Raw genomic sequence first — 24,956 nt, 5'->3', positions numbered from 1 at the left:
TTGTACGAGATTGTAATATTAAGGAATAGGGGTGGGAGGGATATGCGAGAGGAAAACTGGAGGATGAGTGGCGGAATTACGAAATTAGTGACTGTCTCGAGTAACGGACGGCTCTGGCGATGCCATGACCCTGGTCTCTTTCAGCTATATGATCAGGAAAGGACAGCTAACGCTACCTTCCATTTACGGCGCATCCGTGCCAGAACACTTTCATGGCCTTCCAGTTGATCGGCTAGTTCCGATAATGCTCGCTGAACCCGTGGCGCAAAATCGCGAAAATCACGCTCTGGTTGCAGTTCGGCTCCCTCACGGATAACCGCATCGGATAACCGGAGTGCAGGAGATGTCGGCACAATGCGCATCCTCAGCCGAACCGCCACCCGTCTTAGCTGTTTACCGCATCGGCCACCACCATGGCCGCCGTAGGTCACGATCATGACGGGCTTATCCCGCCATTCGTGGTATAAATGATCAATCGCGTTCTTGAGCACCGCCGGATAACCCCAGTTAAACTGGGGCGTAACGAAAATTACGCCACTTGCCTGCTTAATCTTTTCGCTCCACGCTTGAGTGTGTAGCTGGCAGTATCCCCCCAAGGCGGGAATCCCCGGCTCATCGTCCATCGGCAATGGCCAATTTGCCAGATCGATAATCTCGTATTCATAATCTGAATTCGTTCGACCAATGGACTCAACCCATGCCGTGATTTTGGGGCAATTTCTGCCTGCTCGTATGCTCCCCATGACCAGGAGAACCGTCTTTTTCTGAACCATTGCTACACCTTCATTTCTGTATTCGGTATTTATTAATCGACACGATATCCAAGAGCCTTGGCGAGACAAGCCAGTCCACCAAGAACCACCTTTTGCACAATGGCCGGGGCTCCTGCATCATATCCGTCGCCATATTTCCATATCACTCCAAGCCAAAGAGGATTATAGGGAACACCCTTTTGACTCAACTTTCCTTCCCATGCTAATTTATGATGCAGCAAAAACATGTCCCAATGGCATCCGGGAGGGCGAACTTCGTGAATCCCTATCAGCGTCTCTTGGCCAACGTTTAAGAATTGATGCACCTGTTTCGGATAAATAGTCAAACAATCGCCAGGACCGAGCACCCTTTCTACGCCATACACAATTCCTTTAACTAAACCTTGCTTCACCTCGAAGGTTTCTGTCAGAATCGGATGCCAATGAGGGGAATTCATAGCTCCTTGTCGGAGTATTTGATGCTCTATCCGTAAAAAGTCCCCCCACTCATCATTCCCTTGTTCCAATAAAGTGACTGTCATCCCATCAGGAAACCGAAGTTGGCTTGGTTTAGCCATTCGAACGAACACTCGCCTTCTCAAGCATGTTAACCAGAAGCAATACTGCGAAGGTTGCAACAGCCGCGAATATGACATCCTTACCCGCATGAATCCACAGTACGGGAATCCAAGCAATAGCCAAGTAACGATGAATGGCTCTCATCCATATGTTCCTTACTTTTCTAATCAAAAAACCGTAACCCACAATGGTCAGCAGGATAATCAAACTGGCAGCTCCGGAGTAAATATGTTGAACATGAATTTCTTTGATTAAAAAATAAATACCATGCGCGACAACAAGAACTACTACCGCCCAGCCCGAAAATTCGTGAAGTTTAAGAACCCATTTCCCTATTCTACGGACGATCTCAGACTGAGATTTCAATCCTCGCTTCAACCACAATAAGGATATACATACCGCTCCAAGATAAACCGCATACGTACCAAAATCGTTAAAAAGAATCCCTATTCGAACGGGAAGCTCGACAACGCCTCTTTCCATTTGTTCCGTTGCCAAACGTTTGAGCTCGCTATCTCCGTTCCCGTGTAAGGAAATGTAGTAGCTAAAATAACCCAAAAATAGCAGGGCAATGCCGACAGCGATAATTGAAGGAATCAAAACTCCTCTACTTTTGCTTTTGCTCATCGACATTTCGTCATAACCTCCTAAGACGCAAAAATAGTACGTGATACAAACAATATAGTTTGCGCCACGTACAATGTCAATGACTTTTATGATAAAATAAAATTGAAAATAACTTACAGGCTGTTTACGAATATCTGAGCTTAGCTGGAGTGAATAATGGTGAACGAAAAAAACACTAATTCCCAAGAAAATCTCTCGATTATGGATAGTTTGATCCAATTATCCTTCCTTGTTCAAGGAATCCTTACCCGGGTCGGAGCTGAATACGATGTTTCCATCATTCAGATTCGGTTGTTCGGCATTTTACGCGATCGAGAATTAAGTATGTTACAGCTAGCCCAGTACCTTGATCTCGACAAATCCAGCATTACCGGATTGATCAATCGTGCGGAGCGCCGGGGGCTAGTTGAACGCAGTAATTCCCCTCACGATGGTCGCGTCGTTCATGTAAAGGTGACCGCCGAGGGACATCAACTGATTCAGGTTGTAAGCAGTAAGATCGGACGTCAAATTAAAGCCATCACGGATACCCTTACTGACAAAGAGAGCTTACAATTCCGTGCTCTTGCTTCTAAAATGTTGTTCCCTTTAAGCCAACAATAGGTTGGCTGACCTCAACATAAAAATGAGGCGGTCCCAAAAGACCTAAATAACGCAACTACTTTACATAACGTTTCGGGATAACGCTAAAAGCTCCAAAGTCGATGTTTTCCTGCGTATTTCAACGCTTTAGCGCTATACCATCACTTTATTTCCAGTAAAAAGGAGAAAACACGCAAAATAAGATGATGCCATCACCTTATCTTGCGTGGTGGTCTTCCGAGTAGCGAAAACTAACTAAAAGGAGCTTAGCAGGTACTAGGTACCAACTGCTAAGCTCCTTTGTCATTCACTTATTAAACCACGTTGCGCCAACCGCGCAACGCCGTAATATCTTCCGCGCCCGCAGCCGCGTAAGCTTCACAAACAAAACCCGGGACTTCCGTGCCGTCCCGGAGCTCAACCTTACCGATCCCGAGCGGAGCCGGGATCGCTGCCGCGAAGCCGCCGAATGCCTCGAGCGGCATCTCCCAAATCTCCAGCAGGATGGCCGCGCCACCCTGCTGTTGCTTGATCATCCCCGGCTTCGCAGGGGATGTCGGCAGCTTCACAAGGCTGTACTTCGCCGCAGATTCATCCTCCCGGATGAACCGCGCTCCGCAGCCTTGCATCTGTTTCTCCAGCGGGTAGCCACGCATGTGCAGCCCACAAACCGCCACCAGCGTCGTCGGCGCTGGAAGTGAAGGTGTTGGTTTGGATATGAATATATCCGCCGCCCCACAAATCAGTCCCTCCTCCTCCGCCACAGCGAAGAGGGTAATTCCAAAAGGCGTCTCCGGCGCCGCATCGCCCGCAGGCACAGCAACCGCGCACAGATCGAGCAGGTTGCAATGGTTCGTATAACGACCCATATCGCGATTCGTGCTGATCGGGTCTGCAAGAACTTGCTCACGCGTCCACGTACCACCACAGGTTGGCATTACAAGCACGGCATCCTCAAGTAACTTGCGAGCCTCCAGCTTCAGAGCTTGAAGCTTATGCATCGCAACAAATACCGATGCTGCATCATACTCGACAGCTGCACCCGAGCGTAATATCGTCTCCGTCACTGGATAGGCTACGCCAGGATTAGCTTCGATAAACGGACCAATATCCGCCCAGCGTTCCGCCACCCAAGGACCTTCATATAAGATCGCCGCAGCTTGCCCGAATAGTTCGACATCTACCTCAACAATCGAAATCCCCTCACGGCGGCTAACCTCACGGACCTGCTCAACGGCGCGCAGCCACGCTTCACGATACTCCGCAGCGTAAGGCCCATAGAAACCTAACTCGCCTTTAGGCAAGCAAACTCGACTAGGCAGTCCCGCTGGCTTCCGTACCACGTGGCGGGACCAAGGATCTTCCGCGTGGACACCCCGCGCCACGCTGTCTACGACAAGCGCATCCGCCAGGGTATGCGCGAAGACCGTGACACAGTCGAGGCTCGCACAGGCTGGCACGACCCCAAGGGTCGGCCATGCGCCGAGACTCGGCTTATAGCCGACTAGGCGATTCAGCGCTGCCGGCACACGGCCGGAGCCTGCTGTATCGGTGCCAAGTGAGAATACCACTTGGCCACGGGCCACGCTGACGGCTGAGCCTGAGCTCGAGCCGCCGCTGATCAGTTCGGGACGCAAGGCATTATGTGCGTCCCCGTAAGGGCTGCGAGCGCCGACTAAGCCTGTTGCGAACTGATCCAGATTGGTTTTGCCCACAGGAATGGCGCCTGCCGCAATCAATCTCGCCACGACACCCGCATGCTCACTCGGTGTAAACGCGTATTCCGCGCAGGCAGCCGTCGTCGGAATACCAGCTAGGTCAATGTTATCTTTGATTGCGAAGGGAATACCCCACAGCGGTGCATCCGCAAAGGATAGCGTGGATAAACGGTCCAAGTACGGTTGAATCGCATCCATCGACGGCGGTGTAATCCAAATGTTCATGTCAGCATCCGCGATGGAACGCTCTACAATAGCCGCCATAACCTCTTGTGGAGATAACGCGCCTGCTTCATACTTTTCACGCAAGTAAGATAGAGTTAACTCTTTTTCCAACAAATCACTCATCGTTCGTTCTCCGTCTCTTCGCTCTCCCATACCCTTCACCTCTCCCTTACGCAGATTGTGCGATACCTAGAATTAATTGTCCGGCATGCACTTGATCACCCGGCTTCACACCAACCATTGACACATAACCATCACAAGGTGCGTGCTGTGGGAACTCCATTTTCATACTTTCGAGGATCGCCAGTTGGTCGCCTTTCTTCACTTGCTCACCGGGAGATACCAACACTTTCCAAACACTGCCTGGCATAATCCCCCGTACCGCAATCGTGCCTGCAGGCAGCTCATCTTCTGGCGCAGCATCCCCTGTCTCCTGCTCGGAGACATATTCAGCAAGTCCTTTCGCCTTCCAGCTCTCACGCTCCTCATTGAACGCTACGCGCTGCTCAGCACGGAAAGTTTCCGCACTTTCTTCTATAGAACTTAAAAATTGCAGATACTCCCCTAAATCAAACGTCGTCTCTTGAATATCAGCCTCATATCGACCGCGAGGGAAGTCCTCGCGCAGTTGTAGCAGCTCTTCCGCACTCACTTCATAGAACTGGATTTGATCAAAAAATCTCAACAACCAAGGCTTACCCGTCTGAAAGCTCTCCGTTGAGCGCAGACGATTCCACATTTGAATGGTGCGACCTACGAATTGATATCCGCCAGGACCTTCCATTCCATACACACACATGTAAGCTCCGCCGATGCCGACAGCATTTTCAGGGGTCCATGTACGAGCTGGATTGTATTTCGTAGTAACTAGACGATGACGAGGATCAACCGGCGTTGCTACTGGCGCCCCTAAATACACATCACCTAACCCCAGTACAAGGTAGTTGGCTTCATATACAATCTTTTTCACTTCATCTACGGTGTCTAGGCCGTTAATCCGTTGAATGAACTCAATATTGCTCGGACACCAAGGTGCATCTGGACGCACGCCTTGTTGATAGCGCTCGATCGCAAGCTGCGTTGAAGGATCATCCCATGACAACGGCAGACGCACAATACGCGAAGGTACACGGAACTGTTCCAAAGGCGGGAGAGCAGCGTCGATCTCGATGACCTTTTGGCACGCTTCGGATACCGTAATTTGCGATGGATCAATATGAATTTGCAAAGAGCGAATTCCCGGCGTCAGATCAAGCACTGGAATTGAACCACTTTCCACGATTGCCTGCATCAATGCCTGAACTTGGAAGCGAAGCAGCAAATCCAGCTCAAGCTCACCGTATTCGACGAGCAAGTTTTGGTCTCCACAGCAGCGGATCGTGATTGGGAAGCGACGGTTCTCCACAGCATGATAAAGACGCGGATACTCCGGCGTAATCTCCTCATTTACATCAGGCAACTGCACGTGTACCAATTGGTCAAAATGTCCCTCGCCAATCGCACGCAGGTTGCTCTCTTGCAGATCACGCAATGCCTCGGCTTCCGGCAGCGTCAGCAGGTGGAAACGGATGGAGTCACCAGGATGCAATTGACCTAGCTTCCAGAACTCGGCTGACGCCGTCGTCACCGGACATACGAAACCGCCAAGACTCGGCCCATCAGGCCCTAGCAGAATCGGCATATCGCCGGTCAAATCCAGCGTACCAATCGCGTAGGCATTATCATGAATATTGGAAGGGTGAAGTCCCGCTTCCCCGCCATCTTCACGCGTCCATAGCGGAGCAGGCCCTTTCAAGCGAACACCAGTTCGAGAGGAGTTAAAATGCACTTCCCAGCTCGTTTCGGTCAGTTGATCCAGATACTCCGTCCGCAAAAACTCACCTGTACAATGTGGTCCAGGCACGACCCCAATCGTCCACTCGCGTGTCATGCCAGGGCGATGATCTTGAGCTAATTCATAAACGTCTTGCACACGGTTGTCGCCGCCTTCATTCACACCAAGGACGTCGCCTGTGCGAAGCGCACGTCCCCCGTGACCCCCGAAGCCGCCCAGCGTAAACGTGGACGAACTGCCTAGTAGCTTCGGCATATCGAGCCCGCCGCCGATGAGCAAATACGTGCGCATGCCCTCTTTGGCTTCGCCAAAGCTCAGCACTTGCCCTTTCGCCGCATGGACAGGTCGATACGTTGCAACTGTCTCTCCATCCAACTCCGCCTGCATATCCGCCCCAGTCACACAGAACCACATGTCGCTGCGGAACTTGTAGGAGCCGCCACGCAGGGTCATTTCAAGACCAGGCGCATCGTCAGCATTGCCAAGCAGCTTGTTCCCGATACGGAAAGACAAAGGATCCATCGGTCCGCAAGGCGGGACACCGACATCCCAATGGCGAATACGACCCGGGAAGTCTTGCACGGTTGTTTGAATGCCACCATCGACGACTTCTAGTGCACGCTCTGTAGGTTCAAATGTGTTAAGTAACTGCGTGTATACATTCCCGCTCAAACAAGCTTCTTCTTGCAGAAGTGCACGTACATACTGCAGATTCGTCGTTAACCCATACATGCGCGTTTCAGCCAGCGCTTCTACTAATTTATGGATCGCGTCTAAGCGGTCCTTGCCGTGAACAATGATTTTAGCCAGCATCGGGTCATAGAGTGTCGTTACGGTCAGACCATCGCGAACCCATGTCTCATTACGTGCATCGCTAGAGAAAACAGCACGATCCAATTGTCCCGCACTCGGACGGAACTGTTGGAGACAGTCCTCCGCGTAAATCCGCGCTTGGATACTGTGGCCTTGCGGCTTGCGGATCAACGACCCTAGATCATCCAGTTCCAACGCCGCTTCACGCACCATCCACTCCACGAGGTCAATGCCAAGTACTTCCTCTGTCACACCGTGCTCCACTTGAAGGCGCGTGTTCACTTCCAAGAAGTAAAACTCACACGTTTCTGGATCGTAGAGATACTCAACGGTGCCTGCACTGCGGTAGCCAACTTCAGCTGCCAATCGTTTCGCCGAAGCGAACATCGCCTCACGTACTTCGTCCGATAAGTTCGGAGCTGGGCTTTCTTCAATAACCTTTTGATTACGGCGTTGAATAGAGCAATCGCGCTCACCTAGCGTTACGACTTCACCTAAAGAGTTGCCAAAAATTTGTACTTCAACGTGACGAGCACGGGCAATATATTTCTCGAGGAACATGCCCCCGTTTTTGAAATTCGTTTCAGCCAAATGGCGTACACCATCGTAGGCAGAGCGCAGCGTAGCTTCATCTGCACAAACACGCATGCCGATACCGCCGCCGCCAGCTGTACTTTTTAGAATAACGGGGTAGCCAATACGTGCTGCTTCTGTCAGAGCTTCCTCTAATTCCGTGATTAGAGGCGTACCTGGCAGCATCGGAACGCCTGCTCTTTCGGCAATCTCACGTGCAGAATGCTTCAGTCCGAACATCTCCATTTGCTCCGGCGTCGGTCCGATGAATACAATGCCATGTTCGCGACATGCGCGGGCAAAATCCGCATTTTCGCTCAAGAAGCCATACCCAGGATGGATCGCTTGCGCACCAGTTTCGAGCGCTGTTTGGAGAATCAGCTCCGTATTCAAGTAACTCGACTTCGCTGGTCCCTCACCGATTAGAACGGCCTCATCGGCTCCATCCACATGTAAACTATCTTGATCTGCAGCCGTATAGACAGCTACGGATTGAACTCCCATTTTACGCAATGTACGCTCGATACGCACTGCGATCGCTCCACGGTTCGCAATTAGCACTTTTGTAAACATCGTAACCACTCCTTCGCATTTATGTTCGTCAGTTATTTATCCCAGATAAGCACCTGAATCGGTGTCGGGTTATAGGCATTACATGGATTGTTAAGCTGCGGACAATTACTGATGAGTGCCATCGTGCTGGCAATGGACTGCATTTCAACATAACAGCCAGGCGCAGACACGCCATCATCGAATTTCAGACCGCCATCCGGTGTCACCGGTACATTCATGAAGAAGTTAATGTTCGGCGCCAAGTCCCGCTTCGTATAGGAGCCGTCCTGCCCAGCCAGCTGCAGCATGAACGTATCGCGACAATTGTGCATCGACAGCTTATCGTGCGAGTAACGCACGGTATTGCTCTGCGCCGAGCACGAGCCACCGACCGTATCATGACTGCCGCAGGTGTCAGCTACGATTTTCAGCAATTCCTTGCCCGACTCCGCTCTTAGGATCGAACCTGTGCTCAAGTAAATATTGCTTTGACCTGTGATCGTTGCCACTGCACTGTAGTGATCCTCTGGATTTTCCGCATCATAGAACAATGTGTCTGCTGCCTGATTGCCTTCCAGATCCACGATCCGCATCACTTGCCCTGGCTTCAGGACACGCATCCAGCCATCTCCCGCCTGAATCACTTCCCTATATATCGCATCCTCCACTAGACGAGGGCTCTCCACTCGATTAAATACAGCCATATTCCCAGCCTCCTCCGATTAGTTAGTTCTATTAAGAACCTAGCAGTGTGTGATATTCCCATGTATTTTCAAAAGCTCGGCGATTCTCCGGGCGATAATTCAAGCAAAAATCATCTTCATTGAGGGGTGGTGCTGCTAGCACTTCGATTTTGACAGGCACGGATGGATAACTCTCTCTTGGATCAAGTGGGTTCGGTGTATTGGACAGAACGACTAGTGTATCCAGCTCTGTACGTAAAGTCACCGTTGCCCCTGCTGGGCAATGCCCCAGACTCAACCGCATATCCCCATTCTCATCCACGACCACTTTGGAAAAGAGATTCACCACCGGCATCATATCCCGCATGCTCAGGCCGTTGCGAACCAACTCAACCGCGAAGTTCTCTTGACCGCTCCGCAGCCAATCGTTACGCAGCTCTTGGTAATTCGTCGTTCCATACTTGGCATCTGTTGCTGCACGACTTGTGTATCCACTAAGTGGATCATGCCAGCCTAAGCTGTCTTCCACGATACTTACCATCGCACGGCCGTTGTCACTCATTAGTACATTTCCACGGGTTAAATGCGCCGTATGCTGTGCCTTGAGCGTATCCGGCATATTGTAACGCTCCGTCAGATCCTTCGCGTGGTAGAACTGGATTGACACATTCGCACCCGCTTCCAGCGCAGTCAAACGAATCAACTTTCCTTTGCCAATCGTCCCTGACCATTTATCCCCTGGCCCGATGTCTTTGCTCCAAATGTTCCCCATGCTATCGCTCTCCTTCGCTTTTTGCTTAAACAAAAAGGGAGACATCACAAGACCATTGTCTTGGTGATATCTCCCAGGTTTTTATCCTTCCGTGGCACTCTCTCACAAGAGTGGTTTACTCTCGGACCAGCCCGGAACATTACCGGCGGAACCCTAGTAAACAATCGTATTCGTTTGTGTTACTAAACATAACATCGTTGATGATATGTGTCAATAACTTCTAATTTTTTTAGTTTATATACGTAAAATACTTCTCATAACCCTAACTATGTGTTATATTAACTTACACAAACGACGGATATCTAACATCATAAATGAAATGGTTAACCACCTTATATAAAAGTCATGAAACATGACATACAAAGTTTTCTAGGGTTCCGCGGGCAGCCTAATTCCCGGTCTGGACCAAGAGAAGACGCACAGCTAAACACTGTGTTCACGGAGGGATAAAAGCCCGGGAGATATCTGTAACCTAGATATCACCTTGGCTTTTTTGCATATAAAATCCTCTTCTGTGTTCACATAAATCACTGATGAGGGAGTGTTATCGCTATGACCACTGAAGGCACACTACGTAAATCCCTAAGCCTGTACCAAGTTGTTTATATGGGACTCGCTTGGATGACTCCTATGATTTATTTTTCCATCTACGGAATTGCTTATGAGAATGCACATGGCATGTTAACGCAAGCCTATCTGCTCGCCTTCATCGCTATTTTCTTCACCGCGTACAGCTATGGTGTGATGTCGAAGGTTTTTCCGACTTCGGGTTCCGCCTACACGTACACCAAAAAAAGCATCCATCCCTATCTAGGGTTTCTCGTCGGCTGGGTCTTGCTCCTAGACTATTTCTTCTCCCCTATTATCGCGTGCCTAACCTTCGGCATCTATCTGCATGCTCAATTCCCGTCCATTCCTGCTTATGTGTGGATCATTGGACTTAACATCGTCCTCGGTCTCATCAATATCATCGGCATCAAATTTTCTGCAAATATCAGCAAATTGTTCGTCTGGATTCAGATTATTTTCATCGCCGTATTCTGTTTCTTTCTGTTCCGTAACTTATCTGGTGTTGGTGAGATTCATCCCTTACAGCCTTTTCTGCAAACCGATGTGCCTTTCTCCACCATTCTCGCTGGCGCCTCCATTATATGCTTCTCTTTCTTAGGTTTTGATACAGTAACAACGATGGCGGAAGAAACGGTCAACTCTGAGAAAACCATCCCGCGCGCTATCATGATCATCATTATTACAGCCAGCGTTCTTTACTTAGTGCCCTCTTTTCTAACGCAGCTCGTATATCCGCATTTAACTTTTGTTCATATCGATTCTGCCAGCTTTGAAATTGTCAAAATGGTTGGCGGCGCCGCATTAAGCTCCGTATTCCTCACTGTTTTGATTCTTGCAATCTTCACACAAGGATTATCGTCCGTTACGAGCGTGTCACGCCTCCTGTTCGTGTTGGGGCGAGATAATGTGCTGCCGAAGCGAGTGTTCGCGTTCCTTCATCCGAAGTTCAATACACCGGTCTTCAACATTGTAATCGTTAGCGTCGTCTCGTTGCTCGCTCTCGTGATCTCCCTAGATAATGCTGTGAAATTCGTTAATTTCGGCGCCCTTTCCGCCTTCTTCTTCGTCAACGTATCTGTGATCGCGCAAAAGTATATGAAAGAACGCCAACGCTCGCCAAAGCAAACGATTTTGTATCTAGTGCTTCCGTTGCTAGGTGCTGGATTCATCGGCTACCTGCTGTCGCTGCTGGATAAGGACGCGATATGGATGGGCGCAACATGGCTGCTGATTGGGATGGTGTACCACCTCATTCAAAAGCGCACCTCACTAATGAAGAGCTCCACGTCAGTAGTGACTGAGCGTTTGCCCGGAAGTGCACAGCCCGCCGGCACATTGAAGTAATTAGTAGTGGCAGCAGCAATACTACAACATAAAAACAGTTGGAGCGAACAGACTCCGACTGTTTTTTTATTGTGATAACCCACTTCGAATGGAATGTGGTTGCAACAAAAAAAAATGAATCAACAAAAATTTGTTTCCCTATTGCAACTTTTTCAGATATGGATAATAATATAAGAAATAAATGTTTCCCAAAGTCAACAATTGTGGGCTTGTACAAGTTTTAAATATCGCATGATAAAAAAGCGAAAGATTGGGGAGGACATAACGAAATGAATGTGATGACTTTAAAAAGCTTTTGGAAGAAGAGTGCCGCCTTTGCTTTAGTAGGCGTTTTATTGATCGCAACCGCTTGTGGGACCACGGGGAAATCGCCAACTTCAGCGGAGAAGGAGATTAAAGTCACCACAACAATAGGAATGATTACGGACATCGTCCAGAATGTTGGTTCGACACATGTCAAAGTTACTGGGCTCATGAATGCTGGTGTGGATCCGCATTTATATAAAGCTTCCCAAGGCGATATTAAAAAGTTAGATGACGCCCAAATTATTTTCTATAATGGTCTGCACCTCGAAGGTAAAATGGTTGAGATTCTAGAGAAAATGGGTAAAGAAAAGCCAACCGTTGCGGTATCCGAAAAAATCGATCGTAACGCATTGCGCTCCGGTGCCGAGATGGCAACAGAATACGATCCACACATCTGGTTTAATGTGAAGCTGTGGATGAAAGCAACGGAGCAAGTCCGTGATTCTCTCATCGCGTTAGATCCGGCTCACAAGGAAGATTACACCAAGAATGCTACCGCTTATTTAGGGAAGCTTGAAGAAATAGATCGCTATGCAACGGAGCAAATTGCTTTAATTCCTGAGGCATCCCGTGTGCTCGTAACTGCTCATGATGCTTTCGGTTACTTCGGGGACGCTTACCACATTCAAGTGAAGGGTCTTCAAGGGATCAGCACCGCGTCGGAATACGGATCTAAAGATGTCAGTCAGTTAAGAGATTTCTTAGTCGAGAAAAAAATCAAAGCTGTATTCGTTGAATCCAGTGTGCCTAAGAAATCCATTGAAGCGGTTATCCAAGGCGCGAAGGAAAAAGGTCACCAGATTCAAATCGGGGGAGAATTGTTCTCTGATGCTATGGGTGCAACTGGAACACCGGAAGGCACTTATGTGGGGATGGTTCGTCATAATGTAGATACCATTGTCAAGGCGCTCAAATAGACGTGAAGCGAAGAACGGTTTGAATAGAAGCGTAATGGAGGAATAACTATGAAACATGCTCCACTAACCATACAGAACATGACTGTTGCTTATCATAAGAAACCTGTTTTGGAACAAGTCTCCTTAACGATCCCCGAAGGCAAACTCATCGGTATTGTAGGGCCGAACGGCGCAGGAAAGTCAACCTTAATTAAAGCAGCCCTTGGTTTGATTCCGAGTCTCTCAGGTGAAGTGAAGATATATGGAAAGCCCTATAAGGAACAGCGTAAGCTTGTTGGTTATGTGCCGCAAAGAGAATCCGTCGATTGGGATTTTCCAACGAATGCGCTCGATGTTGTAACCATGGGCAGATATGGGCATTTAGGTTGGTTCCGCAGACCGGGAAATAAAGAGAAACAAATCGCTATGTCTTGTTTAGAAAAAGTAGGGATGGCTGACTTCGCAGACCGACAAATCAGTCAACTGTCCGGCGGACAGCAGCAGCGTATTTTCTTAGCCAGAGCACTGGCCCAGGATGCCAGCTTATATTTCATGGATGAACCCTTCGTAGGCGTAGATGCCGCTACCGAAAAAGCGATCATCACCCTGCTCGGTGAGTTGAAGAAACAAGGAAAGACCGTACTCGTTGTTCATCATGATTTATCAACTGTAAAAGAATATTTTGATTGGGTGATTTTGCTCAATGTAGGCCTTGTGGATATCGGTCCGACCAATGAAGTCTTTACCAAGGACAAATTACAACAAACGTATGGCGGTAAACTAGCCATCTGGGATCGGGAAGATACCGAAAAGCAAATAGGATAGCGAGGTGAGCTACATGTTGGATTCATTGCTTCACTTATGGTTAGATCCGAATGCGCGATGGATATTACTCGGATGCTCATTACTCGGACTGAGCAGCGGAGTGTTAGGCAGTTTTGCTTATTTACGTAAACAATCGTTAATGGGCGATGCGCTATCGCATGCAGCTTTGCCAGGTGTGTGCGTGGCTTTTATGATCACCGGCTCCAAATCTATTCTTTTCTTCCTCATCGGAGCAGCTGTAGCCGGCCTTCTTGCAACGTTAAGTATTGGATGGATTACGCGATATTCTAAAATCAAGAATGACTCGGCGTTAGGTATTGTATTATCCGTTTTTTTCGGGGTAGGCATCGTATTGTTGACGCAGATTCAGCATAGTTCAAGCGGCAATCAAAGTGGTTTAGATAAATTTCTATTCGGTCAAGCGGCATCCATGATACACTCCGATGTCATGACAATGGCCATTATTTCTTTTTTATTAGTCGGTGTGTGTACATTATTCTTTAAAGAATTTAAATTATTGAGCTTTGACCCCGGCTATGCGAGAGGTTTAGGCTTTCCTGTAGGGATCCTGGATCATTTCATGATGTTTCTCATTGTCGTTGCCGTCGTTGTCGGCATCCAAGCGGTAGGCGTCGTCTTAATGGCGGCACTGTTAATTACACCTGCTGTTGCAGCCAGATACTGGACTGAAAAATTAGGGTTAATGGTCATCTTATCTGGCCTATTCGGAGCATTTAGCGGATTCGTGGGGACTTATTTAAGTACAATGGGCAGCAACTTGCCTACAGGTCCACTCAGTGTGCTCGCGGCTACGCTGGTATTCGTCTTCTCTCTCTTTTTCGCTCCAAAACGAGGGCTTCTCATTAAAATGATTAGACAGTCGTCGATGAAACAAAAGATTCAAAACGGCTCCGAACCAGAGCACTACGTCAAGGCAAAAGAGGTGAGTCCTGTTGAATGATTTCTGGATTATTCTCACCGCTGCGCTTGTCGCTGCCTCTTGTTCCTTAGTTGGCTGCTTCCTTGTCCTGCGTAAAATGGCCATGATTGGTGATGCCATCAGCCATTCGGTACTTCCGGGTATCGTTATCGCTTTTCTGATTAGCGGTTCTAGGGGTTCGATCTTTATGCTGATCGGCGCTGCAGTAATTGGACTCATTACGGTATTCTTAATCCAACTTTTCCAACAAAGCGGTGTACAGTCGGATGCTTCTATCGGTGTCGTGTTCACGGCCATGTTCTCGATTGGCGTTGTACTTGTCAGTTTGTATACGAGACAAATCGATCTAGACTTGGACTGTGTGCTTTATGGCGAAATCGCCTATGTGCCGTGGAACACGATTGAAGTTGGGGGTATAAGTATCGGACCCAAAGCTGTCTGGGCAGTTGGTTTTGCGCTCGTACTGAGCAGTCTTGTCATCGGCATCTTTTATAAACAGTTTAAACTCTGTTCGTTCGATCCGGCTCTTGCTGCTGCGGTGGGCATTCCGGTCTTACTATTCCACTATCTATTGATGGGCTTAGTATCGATCACGACTGTGGCTTCTTTTGAAAGTGTGGGTGCCATTCTGGTCGTCGGTATGTTAATCGTACCTGCAGCTACTGCCTATCTGTTAACTGAAAAACTCAGTGTCATGATCCTGCTGAGCATGGCTGTCGGGGTTATCTCCTCTATAGCTGGTTATTATGTCGCCTACTTACTGGACGCTTCCATTGCCGGCTGTATGATTAGTGTGGCAGGCGTAATGTTCGCACTCGCTTTCCTCCTCTCACCAACCAACGGACTCATCATCCGTAAAATCCGTCAAAAGCGCGGATTGTCTGGGATGACACCAGAATCCGCTTAACCTTCATGGAACAACAAAGAAACCACTCCCAATCTCGTACTTGGTTGTGGTTTCTTTGTTATGTTGAGCCCTTAACGTTCCTTACTTCCGATCCGCCGGGAACTCCAGCCCGATCTGTCTCCGCGCCTCATCCATAATCGCCATCGCCGCACTGGAATTCGCATGTGAGTTCGTCGGGGACTCCAGCTCGCCCGCCTTAATCAGTCGGCTGAACTCTTCCGCCTCGTAGCGCATCGTTCTTACACTTTGCTCCTGTGTTAAATCCTCGACAGAACCGTCGCGGTAACGAATTTGCACCTTCTCGGGTTGGTTTATCTTATCGATAACCATCGTCGCCAGTTCGCCTTGAATTTCAGCAGGCAGGTAGGAGCTTGCAATTTTGGAGTGCTGAATGACAGCATCCATCTCTGGGTAGCTAAGCAGCAAGCTCCCTTCACCATCAACACCGGATTCCAGCATCACTGCACTTGCCTGAACCTTATCCGGCGCACCAAACAATACAACCAACGGATAGATGCAATATACACCTAGATCCATCATGGACCCATTGGAGAATACAGGATTGAACGCATTCAGCACAGTCCCCTGCTTATAGGCGTCATATCTAGATGAATATTGGCAATAACCCGCAAAATAACGTCTTACCTTTCCAATTTTATGTAAATTTTCTTGCACGACTTTAAAATTAGGCATCAGCGTCGATTTCAACGCCTCCATGAACACAACTTTGTGACTGCGTGCCGCTTCAATCATTGCCGTAAGTTCCGTACTGTTCGAAGCCGCAGGCTTTTCGCAAATTACATGCTTGCCGTGCTTCATACAGTGAACCGCATACTCCGCGTGCAAGGAATTCGGGCTAGCAATATAGACAGCATCGAACACATCACTTTGTGCAAATGCCGTTAAGTCTGTAAATTGATGTACGATGCCAAATTTCCCAGCAAATTCAGCCGCTTTATCCGCCGTACGAGAGTATACAGCTGTCACTTCGAACTCTCCTGTTTCGAGCGCCGCGTGTATGAATTCCTCTGTGATCCAGTTCGTACCAATAACTGCAAATCGTATCATTTTCCCCATGGCTCCTTCATTCTAGCTATATTCTTTGACCTCTACCCTATCAAATTCAACCTCCGAATTCAATTGTCATTATAATACTGCCTATCTTGAACTTACTGAAGCTTCCCGTAGTGCTTGATCTTCACTTTCGTTTGACAATGAATCTCTACCTCGGGGTACACCACCCGCCAATCCATCGCTTTCCATTCTTGATAGGGAATGATATTCTTCACAGCATTTCCTATACCAAGACTATCCACATTGTGCTTTTGCATATCCTTTACCATCATCTCCATGGAGTCGGTAATTTTCTGTGCAATTTTTTCCTCAAGCTTATGCCGATCCCCTTCCTTACTAATCTTCAAATCTCCCCTATACTCGAGAATAGAACCGCTTACTGAGATCTGAAAATTCACTGTAAACGAGCCCGAACCCCCACGCGCTACGTGAACTTTTCTTTTACTAGTCAGCGAATCGAACAAGACCAGCTCTTTCGTTTCATTTTCTTCATTCAGTGTCATTGGCAAAGAACCTAACTTGAAATTTTTACTCAGCATTGCAAAATAAATCGCTTCCTTCGCAGCTATCTTACTCAGATAACGATCATCTCGAAATAAAGCAATCCCATCAATTTTCACATGTTCGCCAATATCCTTAATGATGGGAGCAACAGGATCTATACCATCATCATAATAATCTCTTGTAAAATCATATAAACTGACCTTCGGAATACTCTGAAATTTCGATTCTGATTCCATCATTCGGTCAATATACTGAGCCGTTCGCAGGTAATTGCTGTAGGTTTTGACTAATAAATCATTGGCATTGCCATCCACAACGGTAACTCTGACTCGTGGTGAAATGGAGGGATCTCTGACTAGGGTATCAATATCGTCCCAAAATCCTCGCCGCGCGAGTGACGAACCGAACAGGATATTACGCATCTGACCGCTCACTAAAATTAACTGGCTCTGTCTTGCAAGGTCTACCTTTGCGCCCTTACTACTATCCGTAACAGTCGTCAACACCTCCCTTGGCTTTAAGCCTTCACCTACAGCTAGAGGGATGCTATTCGTTACCCTAAGCATCCCCCCAGGCAATAAATCAAAACTTGTCGTATGGGTTAAACCAATCTTCTCTAAGACTCGCTGGTCATTCCCACAGCCTGTGGTCATCATCAGTAGCATACAAATAATCAGACATGAATACCGAGTCTTAAGCAAGCTGTTTTCGCCACCTTTGAATAGAGAGAATACCAATTAAGCCAAGTGGAAGAACAAATGTATAGGCAATATTGAAATAAGTAGCAATAAACAACCATTTACCGACCTCATCCAGCACACTTGGAATAAACGAAATTAAATACGTGATCCCCATCATAACTAGCGTGATATGTTCAATCTTCCTACTTTTGAATATCTGTTGCATACACAATCCTGCTGCCCAATGATACATCACAATGGTAATAAGAACCCTGAGGAGTAGAAAGCTAAAGAGGATATTCTCCGCTCTCTCGATAAAGGGAAATTTAATATAAGCGAGCAAATCAATGAAGGGAAACATAATTAACTTTAACTGCTGTAAGCTGTAGAAGCCGAAGCAAATCAGAGTCACACCCAAATAAATCAGAAAGCTAAACACATTAGCTAGTTGGACACTTGTGAAAAATCGCGTTTTCGGCTGAACATAAGGAAATAACAGCAGGCACAACTCAAACCCTAAGTAAGAACCAAATAGATTAAAGGCGCCCAACCAGTATTCTTTTCCTTCTTTAAACAAATAGTGCGTATATCTCGATAGTTTCAAATCATTATAAAATGTAACTTCCAAAATGATCATCCACATCACCAAAAAGAAAAACACAGTGCTCGCTTTAGAAATGACGTAAACGCCTTTGATCGTCAATAGATAGGCAAGCAGCGTAATGAAGAACATGAAAATCATTGGGTTTGCCGTCGGAAATGCTGTAACCTGAAAAATGAGGACGTACTGCTTAGCAACAAGGCTGGCTGTAAAGGACCATGTAAACGCCAAAATGACATAGATCGGATAAACGACCCATTTAGGCAGGTAACTTTCAAAAATAACAAAAATACTTACTCCCTTCCCCATCTTCCACACGATCCACATTAGATAAATATTGAATGCGACGATTGCCGCAATAACAACTAACATGAGCCAACCGTTATAGCCAAAGTACTCAGCTGCAACACGTGGTAAAGCAAAGATTCCCACTCCGACTTGGATCATATGGATCAAAATAAAGATATGGAAACCATTCAGCTTCTCATTCACGTTCGGATCATCCTTATTTTCTCATTTTATTCTTCTTGGGATTGGTTGTTCTCACTTGATCAGGTCGTGAAGTTAGTGTAGAGAAAGGACCACGAATGAAAACATCCTTCCAATCTGTCCATTTCGTAGGTGCAAAAGGTGATAGATAGGATGTCCCTAGACTTGTCAACCCACATAAATGGATCACAATGAAGGCAATTCCCAACATCAGACCGAAATTCCCCCATACACCAGCTAGTAAAATCAAACCAAAGCGGATAAGACGAATCGATGCACTCATCACATAACTCGGGATCACAAAGGACGATATCGCAGATGATGCAACTGCAATAATGAGAATGTTACTCGTCAGTCCCGCTTGAACGGCTGCTTGACCGATAACAATACCGCCAACGATACCGATGGTTTGTCCGATTTTGGTAGGCAATCGCGCCCCTGCTTCCCGCAGAAGTTCTATCGTCACTTCCATCAACATCGCTTCAATCACAGGGGGAAACGGCACCTTACTTCGTGATTCTCTCAACGTTAAAATCAACGCCTCCGGAATCATCTCATAATGATACGTAGTGACAGATACATAAATAGCTGTAAACGTAATGGTGATCACAAAGGCGATAAACCGAAGCATTCGGGTAGCCGTCCCAATCGACCATCTCTGATAATAGTCATCCGCAGAAGAAAAGAAGTCGAAGAAAGCCGTCGGAGCGCTCACCACTGCTGGACTACCGTCTACAATGGCAAGCATGCGACCTCCCACCAGTTTGGAAACAGCCGTATCTGGACGCTCTGTAATGAGGAATTGCGGGAATAACGAATACGGAAAATCATCAATATACTGAGAGAACATATTGCCATCATAGACCGCATCAATTTCAATACCACGAATACGCCGAACAAATTCATCAACCAGTTCCATATTCGCAATGCCCTTGATATAAAGGACAAATACGACGGTTTTGGTAACTTCACCAACTTCTAGCTTAACCACCTTTAAATGCGAGCTTCTCACCCGTCTCCGCACTAAAGAGAGGTTGATACCAGCTGTTTCTGTAAACGAATCATGCGGCCCACTGATAACTGTCTCCGTTTCAGACTGCTGCACACTCCTTGATTCGGGGCCATAAGCAAAAAATAGATATACCTTCTCACGATGAAAGATAGCCGCTTGCCCAGACAATATGGCAAGGACTATTATTTTAGGATCAACCGCTGCTTCAAATTGTGTCTGCTCCAAAATGGTGCTTAAATCATCCATTTGCGCATTCGTTATGGGATCCATGACTTCCCTGGACAATTGCAAATGATCAACCATATGAGGAATATAAATAATATCCACTTGGATACTCGGAATGTGGCGATGAAACACATCAACACAATCCTCAAATTGCTCCAGGATATGAGCTAGAGATACCGATTCATCTGTATGGACGGCCTCCGTTAACACGGGTACCTCAAATCCTTTAAGCTCTCTATTTACTTGCCGTGAGAAGGAAAACAATATACGATCCCATATGGCCATGCATAATCCCCCCACCTAGAGCTTTCTTTTATTCTGAGCAGATATGTTCAAAATAATCCATTTCGCCTAAAAGTTGCGCTTTGGTAACGGATCTTGAATGCACCTTGACACGAAACCAAATGGTTTCGTATAATCAGACATGTAACCAAACGGTTTCACTTTAGCGATACCCAATGGAAATGTGATTTTAAGGGAAAACTAGATTGATGCGCTTCAAAACGAAGTCATGTACAAAGTAAATAACTATACGATTACTGGAGGCTTTTACTAATGGAAAATCAAATGCAATCCCTACCTGATATTAAACAAACGCTAGTTTTCAATGCCCCTATACAAAAAGTGTGGAACGCTGTTGCCACTTCTGAAGGCATCGCCGTCTGGTTCATGCCGAACAATTTCATGCCAGAAATCGGCTATGAATTTCATTTGGAAGCTGGCCCTTTCGGCAAATCCCCTTGTAAGGTCACAGAACTAGATCCCCCGAATCGTCTAAGCTTTTCTTGGGGGAAGGACTGGTTTCTGACCTTTGAATTGACTGATCTAGAGGGTAAAACCGAGTTCACCCTCACCCATGGCGGTTGGGATATCGACAAAGTTACCGAATTCGGTCAACCGCATGATACCGTGCGCGATACGATGTCACAAGGCTGGGCAGGCATCGTCCAAAGGCTTTCTGCTTATATCGAGGCTTAAGATGGCTATTCCTGAGCAAAAGCATGACGTCTTCCAGGCCATAGCGGATCCCACGCGACGACATCTGCTGCAGCTTCTGGGTGACCAGGAGATGCCCGTCACTGTTATCTCCAGCCACTTCCCGATGAGCCGTACAGCGGTTTCGAAGCATCTTCGAATTCTCGCCGAGGCCGGCTTAGTGAAAGAACGTAAAGTCGGCCGCGAGACCCGTTACCGGTTGGAGGCTGAGCCGCTGATGGAGCTCAAACGCTGGCTTTCCTATTACGAGCGCTATTGGGAAAATAAACTTAATGTGCTCAAACGTTTCGTTGAGCAAGACGATAACACCGAGGGACTTACTTATTCTCGCCTAGAGGCAGTGGAACCTGAGGAGTAGATGAATGGCGCGAGGAGCCTCCTGTTTTGGGAGGCTCTTCTTTATTTGATCACAAATACGACATCAAAAAATAACTAACAAAAAGTAATTAACTTACTTGACGAAGCGTAATCAGAAGCGTATGATCAGTTACATAAAGTAATTAAATATATTTAAGTGTATTAACCATAAATAAGGAGATGTTCGCTATGATTTCACCGATTTTCGTAGGGCATGGTTCCCCCATGATGGCTCTTCAAGATACTGCTTGTACCCAATTTTTGCTTGATTACGGTTCAAAGTTATCGCCCAAAGCTATTGTCCTCTTCACCGCACATTGGGAAACCGAAGTGCTCACTATTTCCTCCACGAATGAGGTCTACGACACGATTTATGATTTCCGCGGATTTCCTGATGAACTGTTTCAAATCAAATACCCTGCAAAAGGTGACGCCTCACTTGCTCAATCCATTGCTAAGCGCTTTGAAGCAAAGAACATTCCTGTTCAATTCGATCACACACGCGGTCTAGACCACGGCTCATGGGTACCGCTGTTGAGAATGTTCCCTACACCTGTATGCCCGGTCATTCAAATCTCGGTGAATCCGTATTTGCCGCCCGCCGAGCAGTACCGAATCGGCGAAGCATTGCGTGGTCTGGATCAGGAAGACATCCTGATCATCGGCAGCGGCGCCACGGTCCATAACCTGCGCGCGTTGAACTGGAACGCCACCGAGCCTGATGCTTGGGCGGTTGCATTTGATGATTGGCTCGCTGCTAACATGCAAGCCCAGAACTTAGAGGCGTTGTTCAACTACGCCACCGAAGCTCCCAATGCGAAGATGGCGGTACCGCGCCCTGAGCATTTCATTCCGCTCTACATTGCAATGGGCAGCGGTGATCCGCAGCGACCTGTTGAGATTATCCACCGCAGCTACGAAGTCGGCTCGTTGAGCTATTTGGCAGTATCATTTTAAGAGGAGTATCCCGCATGAAATTGGCTGGGTTGCACAAGCTAACAGTACCAATTTCAACAAACAGAGGTGCTCTGGTATTGGCTTGGACATGGACAACTCGCATCATTCAAATTTTGTTAGCGGCAGCTTATGTCATGTTCGGAGTTCTGAAGCTGTCCGCCCATGATATGCAAACGGAAGTCTTCACATCAACCTATGGGTATAGTCTAACTTTCATGTACATCATTGGGGCAATCGAACTCGTCGCGGGCATCGGCCTCATCATCGGCCTGTGGCAGCCACGAACTGCCTTGATCTCCGCTGGTATTATTGGGATGATCATGGCCAGCGCAATGCTGACGCATATCCGTTCCCATGAGGGAATGCGCACTTCGCTACTACCACTAATCTTCCTCCTCATGGCGATATTCGTCATCATTAGCAACTCACGTGGCGTGGAGCGAAAACGAGAGTGGATTTAAAATCAAAAAGCGTGTGAGCTCAGGCTCGCACGCTTTTACTCTTTTTTACCTTCCATCATCTAAATGCAAACTCCTCAAAATGAACCGAATTGGCGGGAACGCCGAGACGTCGGAATTCAACTTGAAACGCCGATATCATCGCTGACGGTCCACACATATATACATGCTTATGAGCTAGATTTTCACCGGATCTTTCTACTATGGTTTCCATAGTAAGCCTGCCCTGGTTCGCAGAATAGTTAATATACGTACAGAAGTTTGGATGTTTGCGGGCTGCTCCAAGTATCTCCGTCACAAACAAAGCATCTTCTTGCGTTCTTACTGTGTAATAGAAATCGATTCTTCGCGTGAGCTCTTGGGGCATATCTCGAATCCAACTGAGGAAAGGAGTAACGCCAATCCCACCAGCGATCCAGATCTGATCCTCACCACCTTGGCGATAGTCCATCCTTCCATACCCCCCTTCAACCCGTGCTCGAGTACCTACCTTAAGGTTTGCGTATAGATATCCTGTGAAATCACCAGCCGAAGCAATCGTAAGTCTTACATTTTCTTCACGAGGTGAAGAGCTGATGGTGAAGGGATGAGGCTCCGAGAGTAAACGATTACCTTTAAATCGAACGAAGAGGAATTGCCCAGCAATAAAATCCAATGGTTTCTTCACTGGTTTAAGCACGATTTCTACTACCTTGGCGTTAAGATAATGTATATGTTCTACTAAATACTTAGCTTTTCTTCTAATAAATATCGCAAGCAATTGGGTATACAAGTAAGAGACGATCCCTATTACGATAGCTGACATTAACGCTATGAATGGCACCAGTGTTGTTCGAACAAGTGTATCCACCAACAACATGTGAGCTGTCCCGATAATAAAGAAAACACCAATAAATTGATGTGATATTCGCCATCTTTTGTAGCTCATATGTAATATTTTTCGGATAACAGGGAGTCTTGGCGCAAGTGTCAGTAAGATGAGTAGGATGAACCCTGCAAATGCAATATAGCCCGGTGCTCGTCCAGGCGGAACTGCCCTCCGAGAAAGCGGGGTAACGATAAAATGGAGGAGAAGCAGCACAAACGCCGTAACTCCTGTCTTTCGATGTGCCACATACATCTTATCAAGACCATGAAAGAGAGATTCAAGGAATCGAAATCGTGTTGCTAAAAGTAAAGTTAATGCCATTAATATCATCATCGTTGAACCTATCACTTCACCCACATACTGAGCAATAAAATCCGCGTGAGACCCATCGTCATTCGGAGGGAACGCAATCCATAACGCTACATTGACGAAAGGAAGCGCAGCTACAAGCGCGCTCCCCCAGTTCCTTCCCATCTATTCCACCTCACGCAGCAGTTGTTCAATCGCCACGACACGAGTTCGTAATTGTGCAAGCTCGGTTACAAGCTTATCTTGCCCTTCCTTTATGACTTGCTGAAGGTGAAGTGAGTTTTCCGCAAATTTTCGAACCTCTGCATTGGCAGCGACGTCGGCTGTGCTCATCATTTGAATATGCTTCGTTTTATAGCCTTGCTTAATTAAGGTGATTAACAAAACAACGATCAACACTAATATCCCAAAAATAAATCCAATACCCAAATATCCATAAAGGTTATTCCCATCCATTTATTGTTCCTCCTCAACATGATTCGTTTCTGATGGCATATTCATTTTAAGTGTTTGGACTGCTTCAAAGATTAACTCCGGTGTAATATGGTAGTCGAATTCCGATAGCTCATAAAACTTCATTGCCTTCCCGCTATCTGAAAGCTCTAAACTGCCTGTAACCAATCCAGCCGCCTCCAACCTTCGCAAATGTAAATAGAGCAAAGGACGACTGAGGCCTACTTCTCTTGCTAGCTCGCTAACATACTTGCGTTCCACCTGTAAGGAAGCAAGAATTCGCATGCGATGCGGGTTCGCTAAGGCTTCAAAGACTTGTAATAACGCATTCCCATTAGCCTTCATACATCACCTCTACTCCAATTCACGAAGTTTTTCATAAAAATCATACATGTGTAACAATTTTATTACATATATGATATTCAGTCAATGTGTGAGCTAATTAACGCCCTAAAATCAAAAAAAAGAGACCCAC

The 24,956-nt window shown here is 47.0% G+C and carries 24 protein-coding genes and 2 riboswitches; of the genes, 10 read left to right on the top strand and 14 right to left on the bottom strand.

The features are described from left to right. Positions 1 to 152: 152 nt before the first annotated feature. From AC58QT_RS27240 to AC58QT_RS27230, 3 genes are read right to left on the bottom strand one after another with little or no spacing between them, the layout of a single operon-like run. Positions 153 to 773 (bottom strand): NADPH-dependent FMN reductase, encoded by a 621-nt coding sequence (locus AC58QT_RS27240; protein WP_497411756.1) that lies wholly within the window; start codon positions 771 to 773, stop codon positions 153 to 155. A 32-nt stretch (positions 774 to 805) separates the two neighbouring features. Beyond that, positions 806 to 1,330: a cupin domain-containing protein gene (locus AC58QT_RS27235; RefSeq protein ID WP_497411755.1), complete on the bottom strand. Its 525-nt coding sequence runs from the start codon at positions 1,328 to 1,330 to the stop codon at positions 806 to 808. Beyond that, positions 1,323 to 1,964, bottom strand: a complete 642-nt coding sequence (locus tag AC58QT_RS27230; RefSeq protein WP_497411754.1) for a hypothetical protein — start codon at positions 1,962 to 1,964, stop codon at positions 1,323 to 1,325. Before AC58QT_RS27230 ends, AC58QT_RS27235 begins: the two co-directional genes overlap by 8 nt. A gap of 150 nt (positions 1,965 to 2,114) precedes the next feature. On the opposite strand from AC58QT_RS27230, the gene AC58QT_RS27225 reads away from it, so the two are divergent. Continuing rightward, complete coding sequence (locus AC58QT_RS27225) at positions 2,115 to 2,561, top strand: MarR family winged helix-turn-helix transcriptional regulator (RefSeq protein ID WP_497411753.1); 447 nt, start codon at positions 2,115 to 2,117, stop codon at positions 2,559 to 2,561. A gap of 293 nt (positions 2,562 to 2,854) precedes the next feature. Here the strand turns inward: AC58QT_RS27225 and atzF are convergent, their stop codons facing one another. From atzF to AC58QT_RS27205, 4 genes are read right to left on the bottom strand one after another with little or no spacing between them, the layout of a single operon-like run. Beyond that, entirely contained in the window at positions 2,855 to 4,636 is a 1,782-nt protein-coding gene (gene atzF, locus AC58QT_RS27220) for an allophanate hydrolase (RefSeq protein WP_497411752.1), read from the bottom strand. Between the two features lie 16 nt (positions 4,637 to 4,652). After that, entirely contained in the window at positions 4,653 to 8,276 is a 3,624-nt protein-coding gene (gene uca / locus AC58QT_RS27215) for an urea carboxylase (RefSeq protein ID WP_497411751.1), read from the bottom strand. 32 nt (positions 8,277 to 8,308) lie between these two features. Continuing rightward, positions 8,309 to 8,959, bottom strand: coding sequence for an urea amidolyase associated protein UAAP2 (locus tag AC58QT_RS27210; RefSeq protein WP_497411750.1), 651 nt, complete (start codon positions 8,957 to 8,959; stop codon positions 8,309 to 8,311). Between the two features lie 31 nt (positions 8,960 to 8,990). Next, on the bottom strand, positions 8,991 to 9,710 hold the full coding sequence (locus AC58QT_RS27205; protein WP_497411749.1) for an urea amidolyase associated protein UAAP1: 720 nt from the start codon (positions 9,708 to 9,710) through the stop codon (positions 8,991 to 8,993). Between the two features lie 68 nt (positions 9,711 to 9,778). After that, a riboswitch (guanidine-I (ykkC/yxkD leader) is annotated at positions 9,779 to 9,878 on the bottom strand. Between the two features lie 190 nt (positions 9,879 to 10,068). Next, positions 10,069 to 10,173: riboswitch (guanidine-I (ykkC/yxkD leader) on the top strand. 89 nt (positions 10,174 to 10,262) lie between these two features. Here AC58QT_RS27205 and AC58QT_RS27200 point away from each other — a divergent pair. From AC58QT_RS27200 to AC58QT_RS27180, 5 genes are all read left to right on the top strand, one after another. Continuing rightward, on the top strand, positions 10,263 to 11,624 hold the full coding sequence (locus tag AC58QT_RS27200) for an APC family permease (RefSeq protein ID WP_497411748.1): 1,362 nt from the start codon (positions 10,263 to 10,265) through the stop codon (positions 11,622 to 11,624). Positions 11,625 to 11,893: 269 nt separating this feature from the next. Next, on the top strand, positions 11,894 to 12,847 hold the full coding sequence (locus AC58QT_RS27195) for a metal ABC transporter solute-binding protein, Zn/Mn family (RefSeq protein WP_497411747.1): 954 nt from the start codon (positions 11,894 to 11,896) through the stop codon (positions 12,845 to 12,847). 48 nt (positions 12,848 to 12,895) lie between these two features. Then, positions 12,896 to 13,651 carry a metal ABC transporter ATP-binding protein gene (locus AC58QT_RS27190; protein ID WP_497411746.1) on the top strand — a complete coding sequence of 252 codons (756 nt, stop codon included), beginning with the start codon at positions 12,896 to 12,898 and terminating at the stop codon, positions 13,649 to 13,651. 13 nt (positions 13,652 to 13,664) lie between these two features. Beyond that, complete coding sequence (locus AC58QT_RS27185) at positions 13,665 to 14,612, top strand: metal ABC transporter permease (RefSeq protein WP_497411745.1); 948 nt, start codon at positions 13,665 to 13,667, stop codon at positions 14,610 to 14,612. Further along, positions 14,605 to 15,498 carry a metal ABC transporter permease gene (locus AC58QT_RS27180; protein WP_497411744.1) on the top strand — a complete coding sequence of 298 codons (894 nt, stop codon included), beginning with the start codon at positions 14,605 to 14,607 and terminating at the stop codon, positions 15,496 to 15,498. Before AC58QT_RS27185 ends, AC58QT_RS27180 begins: the two co-directional genes overlap by 8 nt. 81 nt (positions 15,499 to 15,579) lie before the next feature. Here AC58QT_RS27180 and AC58QT_RS27175 read toward each other — a convergent pair whose 3' ends face one another. The 4 genes from AC58QT_RS27175 to AC58QT_RS27160 form a co-directional block, all read right to left on the bottom strand. Next, entirely contained in the window at positions 15,580 to 16,566 is a 987-nt protein-coding gene (locus AC58QT_RS27175; RefSeq protein WP_497411743.1) for a Gfo/Idh/MocA family protein, read from the bottom strand. A gap of 101 nt (positions 16,567 to 16,667) precedes the next feature. Beyond that, positions 16,668 to 17,777, bottom strand: coding sequence for a Ger(x)C family spore germination protein (locus AC58QT_RS27170; RefSeq protein ID WP_497411742.1), 1,110 nt, complete (start codon positions 17,775 to 17,777; stop codon positions 16,668 to 16,670). Further along, positions 17,770 to 18,849, bottom strand: a complete 1,080-nt coding sequence (locus AC58QT_RS27165) for a GerAB/ArcD/ProY family transporter (RefSeq protein ID WP_497411741.1) — start codon at positions 18,847 to 18,849, stop codon at positions 17,770 to 17,772. The genes AC58QT_RS27170 and AC58QT_RS27165 overlap by 8 nt, the downstream gene beginning before the upstream one ends. 13 nt (positions 18,850 to 18,862) lie before the next feature. Then, positions 18,863 to 20,368: a spore germination protein gene (locus AC58QT_RS27160; protein ID WP_497411740.1), complete on the bottom strand. Its 1,506-nt coding sequence runs from the start codon at positions 20,366 to 20,368 to the stop codon at positions 18,863 to 18,865. Positions 20,369 to 20,638: 270 nt separating this feature from the next. Between AC58QT_RS27160 and AC58QT_RS27155 the strand changes: the two genes are divergently transcribed. The 4 genes from AC58QT_RS27155 (at position 20,639) to AC58QT_RS27140 (ending at position 22,854) form a co-directional block, all read left to right on the top strand. Beyond that, entirely contained in the window at positions 20,639 to 21,061 is a 423-nt protein-coding gene (locus AC58QT_RS27155; protein ID WP_497411739.1) for an SRPBCC family protein, read from the top strand. Position 21,062: 1 nt separating this feature from the next. Continuing rightward, positions 21,063 to 21,437 (top strand): ArsR/SmtB family transcription factor, encoded by a 375-nt coding sequence (locus AC58QT_RS27150; RefSeq protein WP_497411738.1) that lies wholly within the window; start codon positions 21,063 to 21,065, stop codon positions 21,435 to 21,437. Positions 21,438 to 21,625: 188 nt separating this feature from the next. Next, positions 21,626 to 22,393 (top strand): DODA-type extradiol aromatic ring-opening family dioxygenase, encoded by a 768-nt coding sequence (locus AC58QT_RS27145; RefSeq protein ID WP_497411737.1) that lies wholly within the window; start codon positions 21,626 to 21,628, stop codon positions 22,391 to 22,393. 14 nt (positions 22,394 to 22,407) lie between these two features. Further along, positions 22,408 to 22,854: a DoxX family protein gene (locus AC58QT_RS27140; protein WP_497411736.1), complete on the top strand. Its 447-nt coding sequence runs from the start codon at positions 22,408 to 22,410 to the stop codon at positions 22,852 to 22,854. Between the two features lie 55 nt (positions 22,855 to 22,909). Here the strand turns inward: AC58QT_RS27140 and AC58QT_RS27135 are convergent, their stop codons facing one another. Genes AC58QT_RS27135 through AC58QT_RS27125 form a run of 3 tightly spaced genes read right to left on the bottom strand, consistent with a single transcriptional unit; the run spans position 22,910 to position 24,826 of the window. Then, complete coding sequence (locus AC58QT_RS27135; RefSeq protein WP_497411735.1) at positions 22,910 to 24,193, bottom strand: ferredoxin reductase family protein; 1,284 nt, start codon at positions 24,191 to 24,193, stop codon at positions 22,910 to 22,912. Continuing rightward, a complete protein-coding gene (locus tag AC58QT_RS27130; RefSeq protein WP_497411734.1) occupies positions 24,194 to 24,484 on the bottom strand; it encodes a hypothetical protein in 291 nt (96 codons plus the stop codon). Continuing rightward, positions 24,485 to 24,826: an ArsR/SmtB family transcription factor gene (locus tag AC58QT_RS27125; RefSeq protein WP_497411733.1), complete on the bottom strand. Its 342-nt coding sequence runs from the start codon at positions 24,824 to 24,826 to the stop codon at positions 24,485 to 24,487. Between the last annotated feature and the right edge of the window lie 130 nt (positions 24,827 to 24,956).

The sequence above is a fragment of the Paenibacillus sp. J31R109 genome (assembly GCF_059692055.1).
Note: the sequence above shows the minus strand (reverse complement) of the source record. Positions and strands in the feature narration are given on the sequence as shown.

Coding starts and splice junctions, on each gene's coding strand:
- AC58QT_RS27190 (WP_497411746.1), top strand. CDS start 12,896: ATGAAACATGCTCCACTAACCATACAGAACATGACTGTTGCTTATCAT.
- AC58QT_RS27195 (WP_497411747.1), top strand. CDS start 11,894: ATGAATGTGATGACTTTAAAAAGCTTTTGGAAGAAGAGTGCCGCCTTT.
- AC58QT_RS27200 (WP_497411748.1), top strand. CDS start 10,263: ATGACCACTGAAGGCACACTACGTAAATCCCTAAGCCTGTACCAAGTT.
- AC58QT_RS27160 (WP_497411740.1), bottom strand. CDS start 20,368: ATGGCCATATGGGATCGTATATTGTTTTCCTTCTCACGGCAAGTAAAT.
- AC58QT_RS27225 (WP_497411753.1), top strand. CDS start 2,115: ATGGTGAACGAAAAAAACACTAATTCCCAAGAAAATCTCTCGATTATG.
- AC58QT_RS27145 (WP_497411737.1), top strand. CDS start 21,626: ATGATTTCACCGATTTTCGTAGGGCATGGTTCCCCCATGATGGCTCTT.
- AC58QT_RS27135 (WP_497411735.1), bottom strand. CDS start 24,193: ATGGGAAGGAACTGGGGGAGCGCGCTTGTAGCTGCGCTTCCTTTCGTC.
- AC58QT_RS27240 (WP_497411756.1), bottom strand. CDS start 773: ATGGTTCAGAAAAAGACGGTTCTCCTGGTCATGGGGAGCATACGAGCA.
- AC58QT_RS27150 (WP_497411738.1), top strand. CDS start 21,063: ATGGCTATTCCTGAGCAAAAGCATGACGTCTTCCAGGCCATAGCGGAT.
- AC58QT_RS27205 (WP_497411749.1), bottom strand. CDS start 9,710: ATGGGGAACATTTGGAGCAAAGACATCGGGCCAGGGGATAAATGGTCA.
- AC58QT_RS27230 (WP_497411754.1), bottom strand. CDS start 1,964: ATGTCGATGAGCAAAAGCAAAAGTAGAGGAGTTTTGATTCCTTCAATT.
- AC58QT_RS27125 (WP_497411733.1), bottom strand. CDS start 24,826: ATGAAGGCTAATGGGAATGCGTTATTACAAGTCTTTGAAGCCTTAGCG.
- AC58QT_RS27130 (WP_497411734.1), bottom strand. CDS start 24,484: ATGGATGGGAATAACCTTTATGGATATTTGGGTATTGGATTTATTTTT.
- atzF (WP_497411752.1), bottom strand. CDS start 4,636: ATGGGAGAGCGAAGAGACGGAGAACGAACGATGAGTGATTTGTTGGAA.
- AC58QT_RS27175 (WP_497411743.1), bottom strand. CDS start 16,566: ATGATACGATTTGCAGTTATTGGTACGAACTGGATCACAGAGGAATTC.
- AC58QT_RS27185 (WP_497411745.1), top strand. CDS start 13,665: ATGTTGGATTCATTGCTTCACTTATGGTTAGATCCGAATGCGCGATGG.
- AC58QT_RS27235 (WP_497411755.1), bottom strand. CDS start 1,330: ATGGCTAAACCAAGCCAACTTCGGTTTCCTGATGGGATGACAGTCACT.
- AC58QT_RS27155 (WP_497411739.1), top strand. CDS start 20,639: ATGGAAAATCAAATGCAATCCCTACCTGATATTAAACAAACGCTAGTT.
- AC58QT_RS27140 (WP_497411736.1), top strand. CDS start 22,408: ATGAAATTGGCTGGGTTGCACAAGCTAACAGTACCAATTTCAACAAAC.
- uca (WP_497411751.1), bottom strand. CDS start 8,276: ATGTTTACAAAAGTGCTAATTGCGAACCGTGGAGCGATCGCAGTGCGT.
- AC58QT_RS27210 (WP_497411750.1), bottom strand. CDS start 8,959: ATGGCTGTATTTAATCGAGTGGAGAGCCCTCGTCTAGTGGAGGATGCG.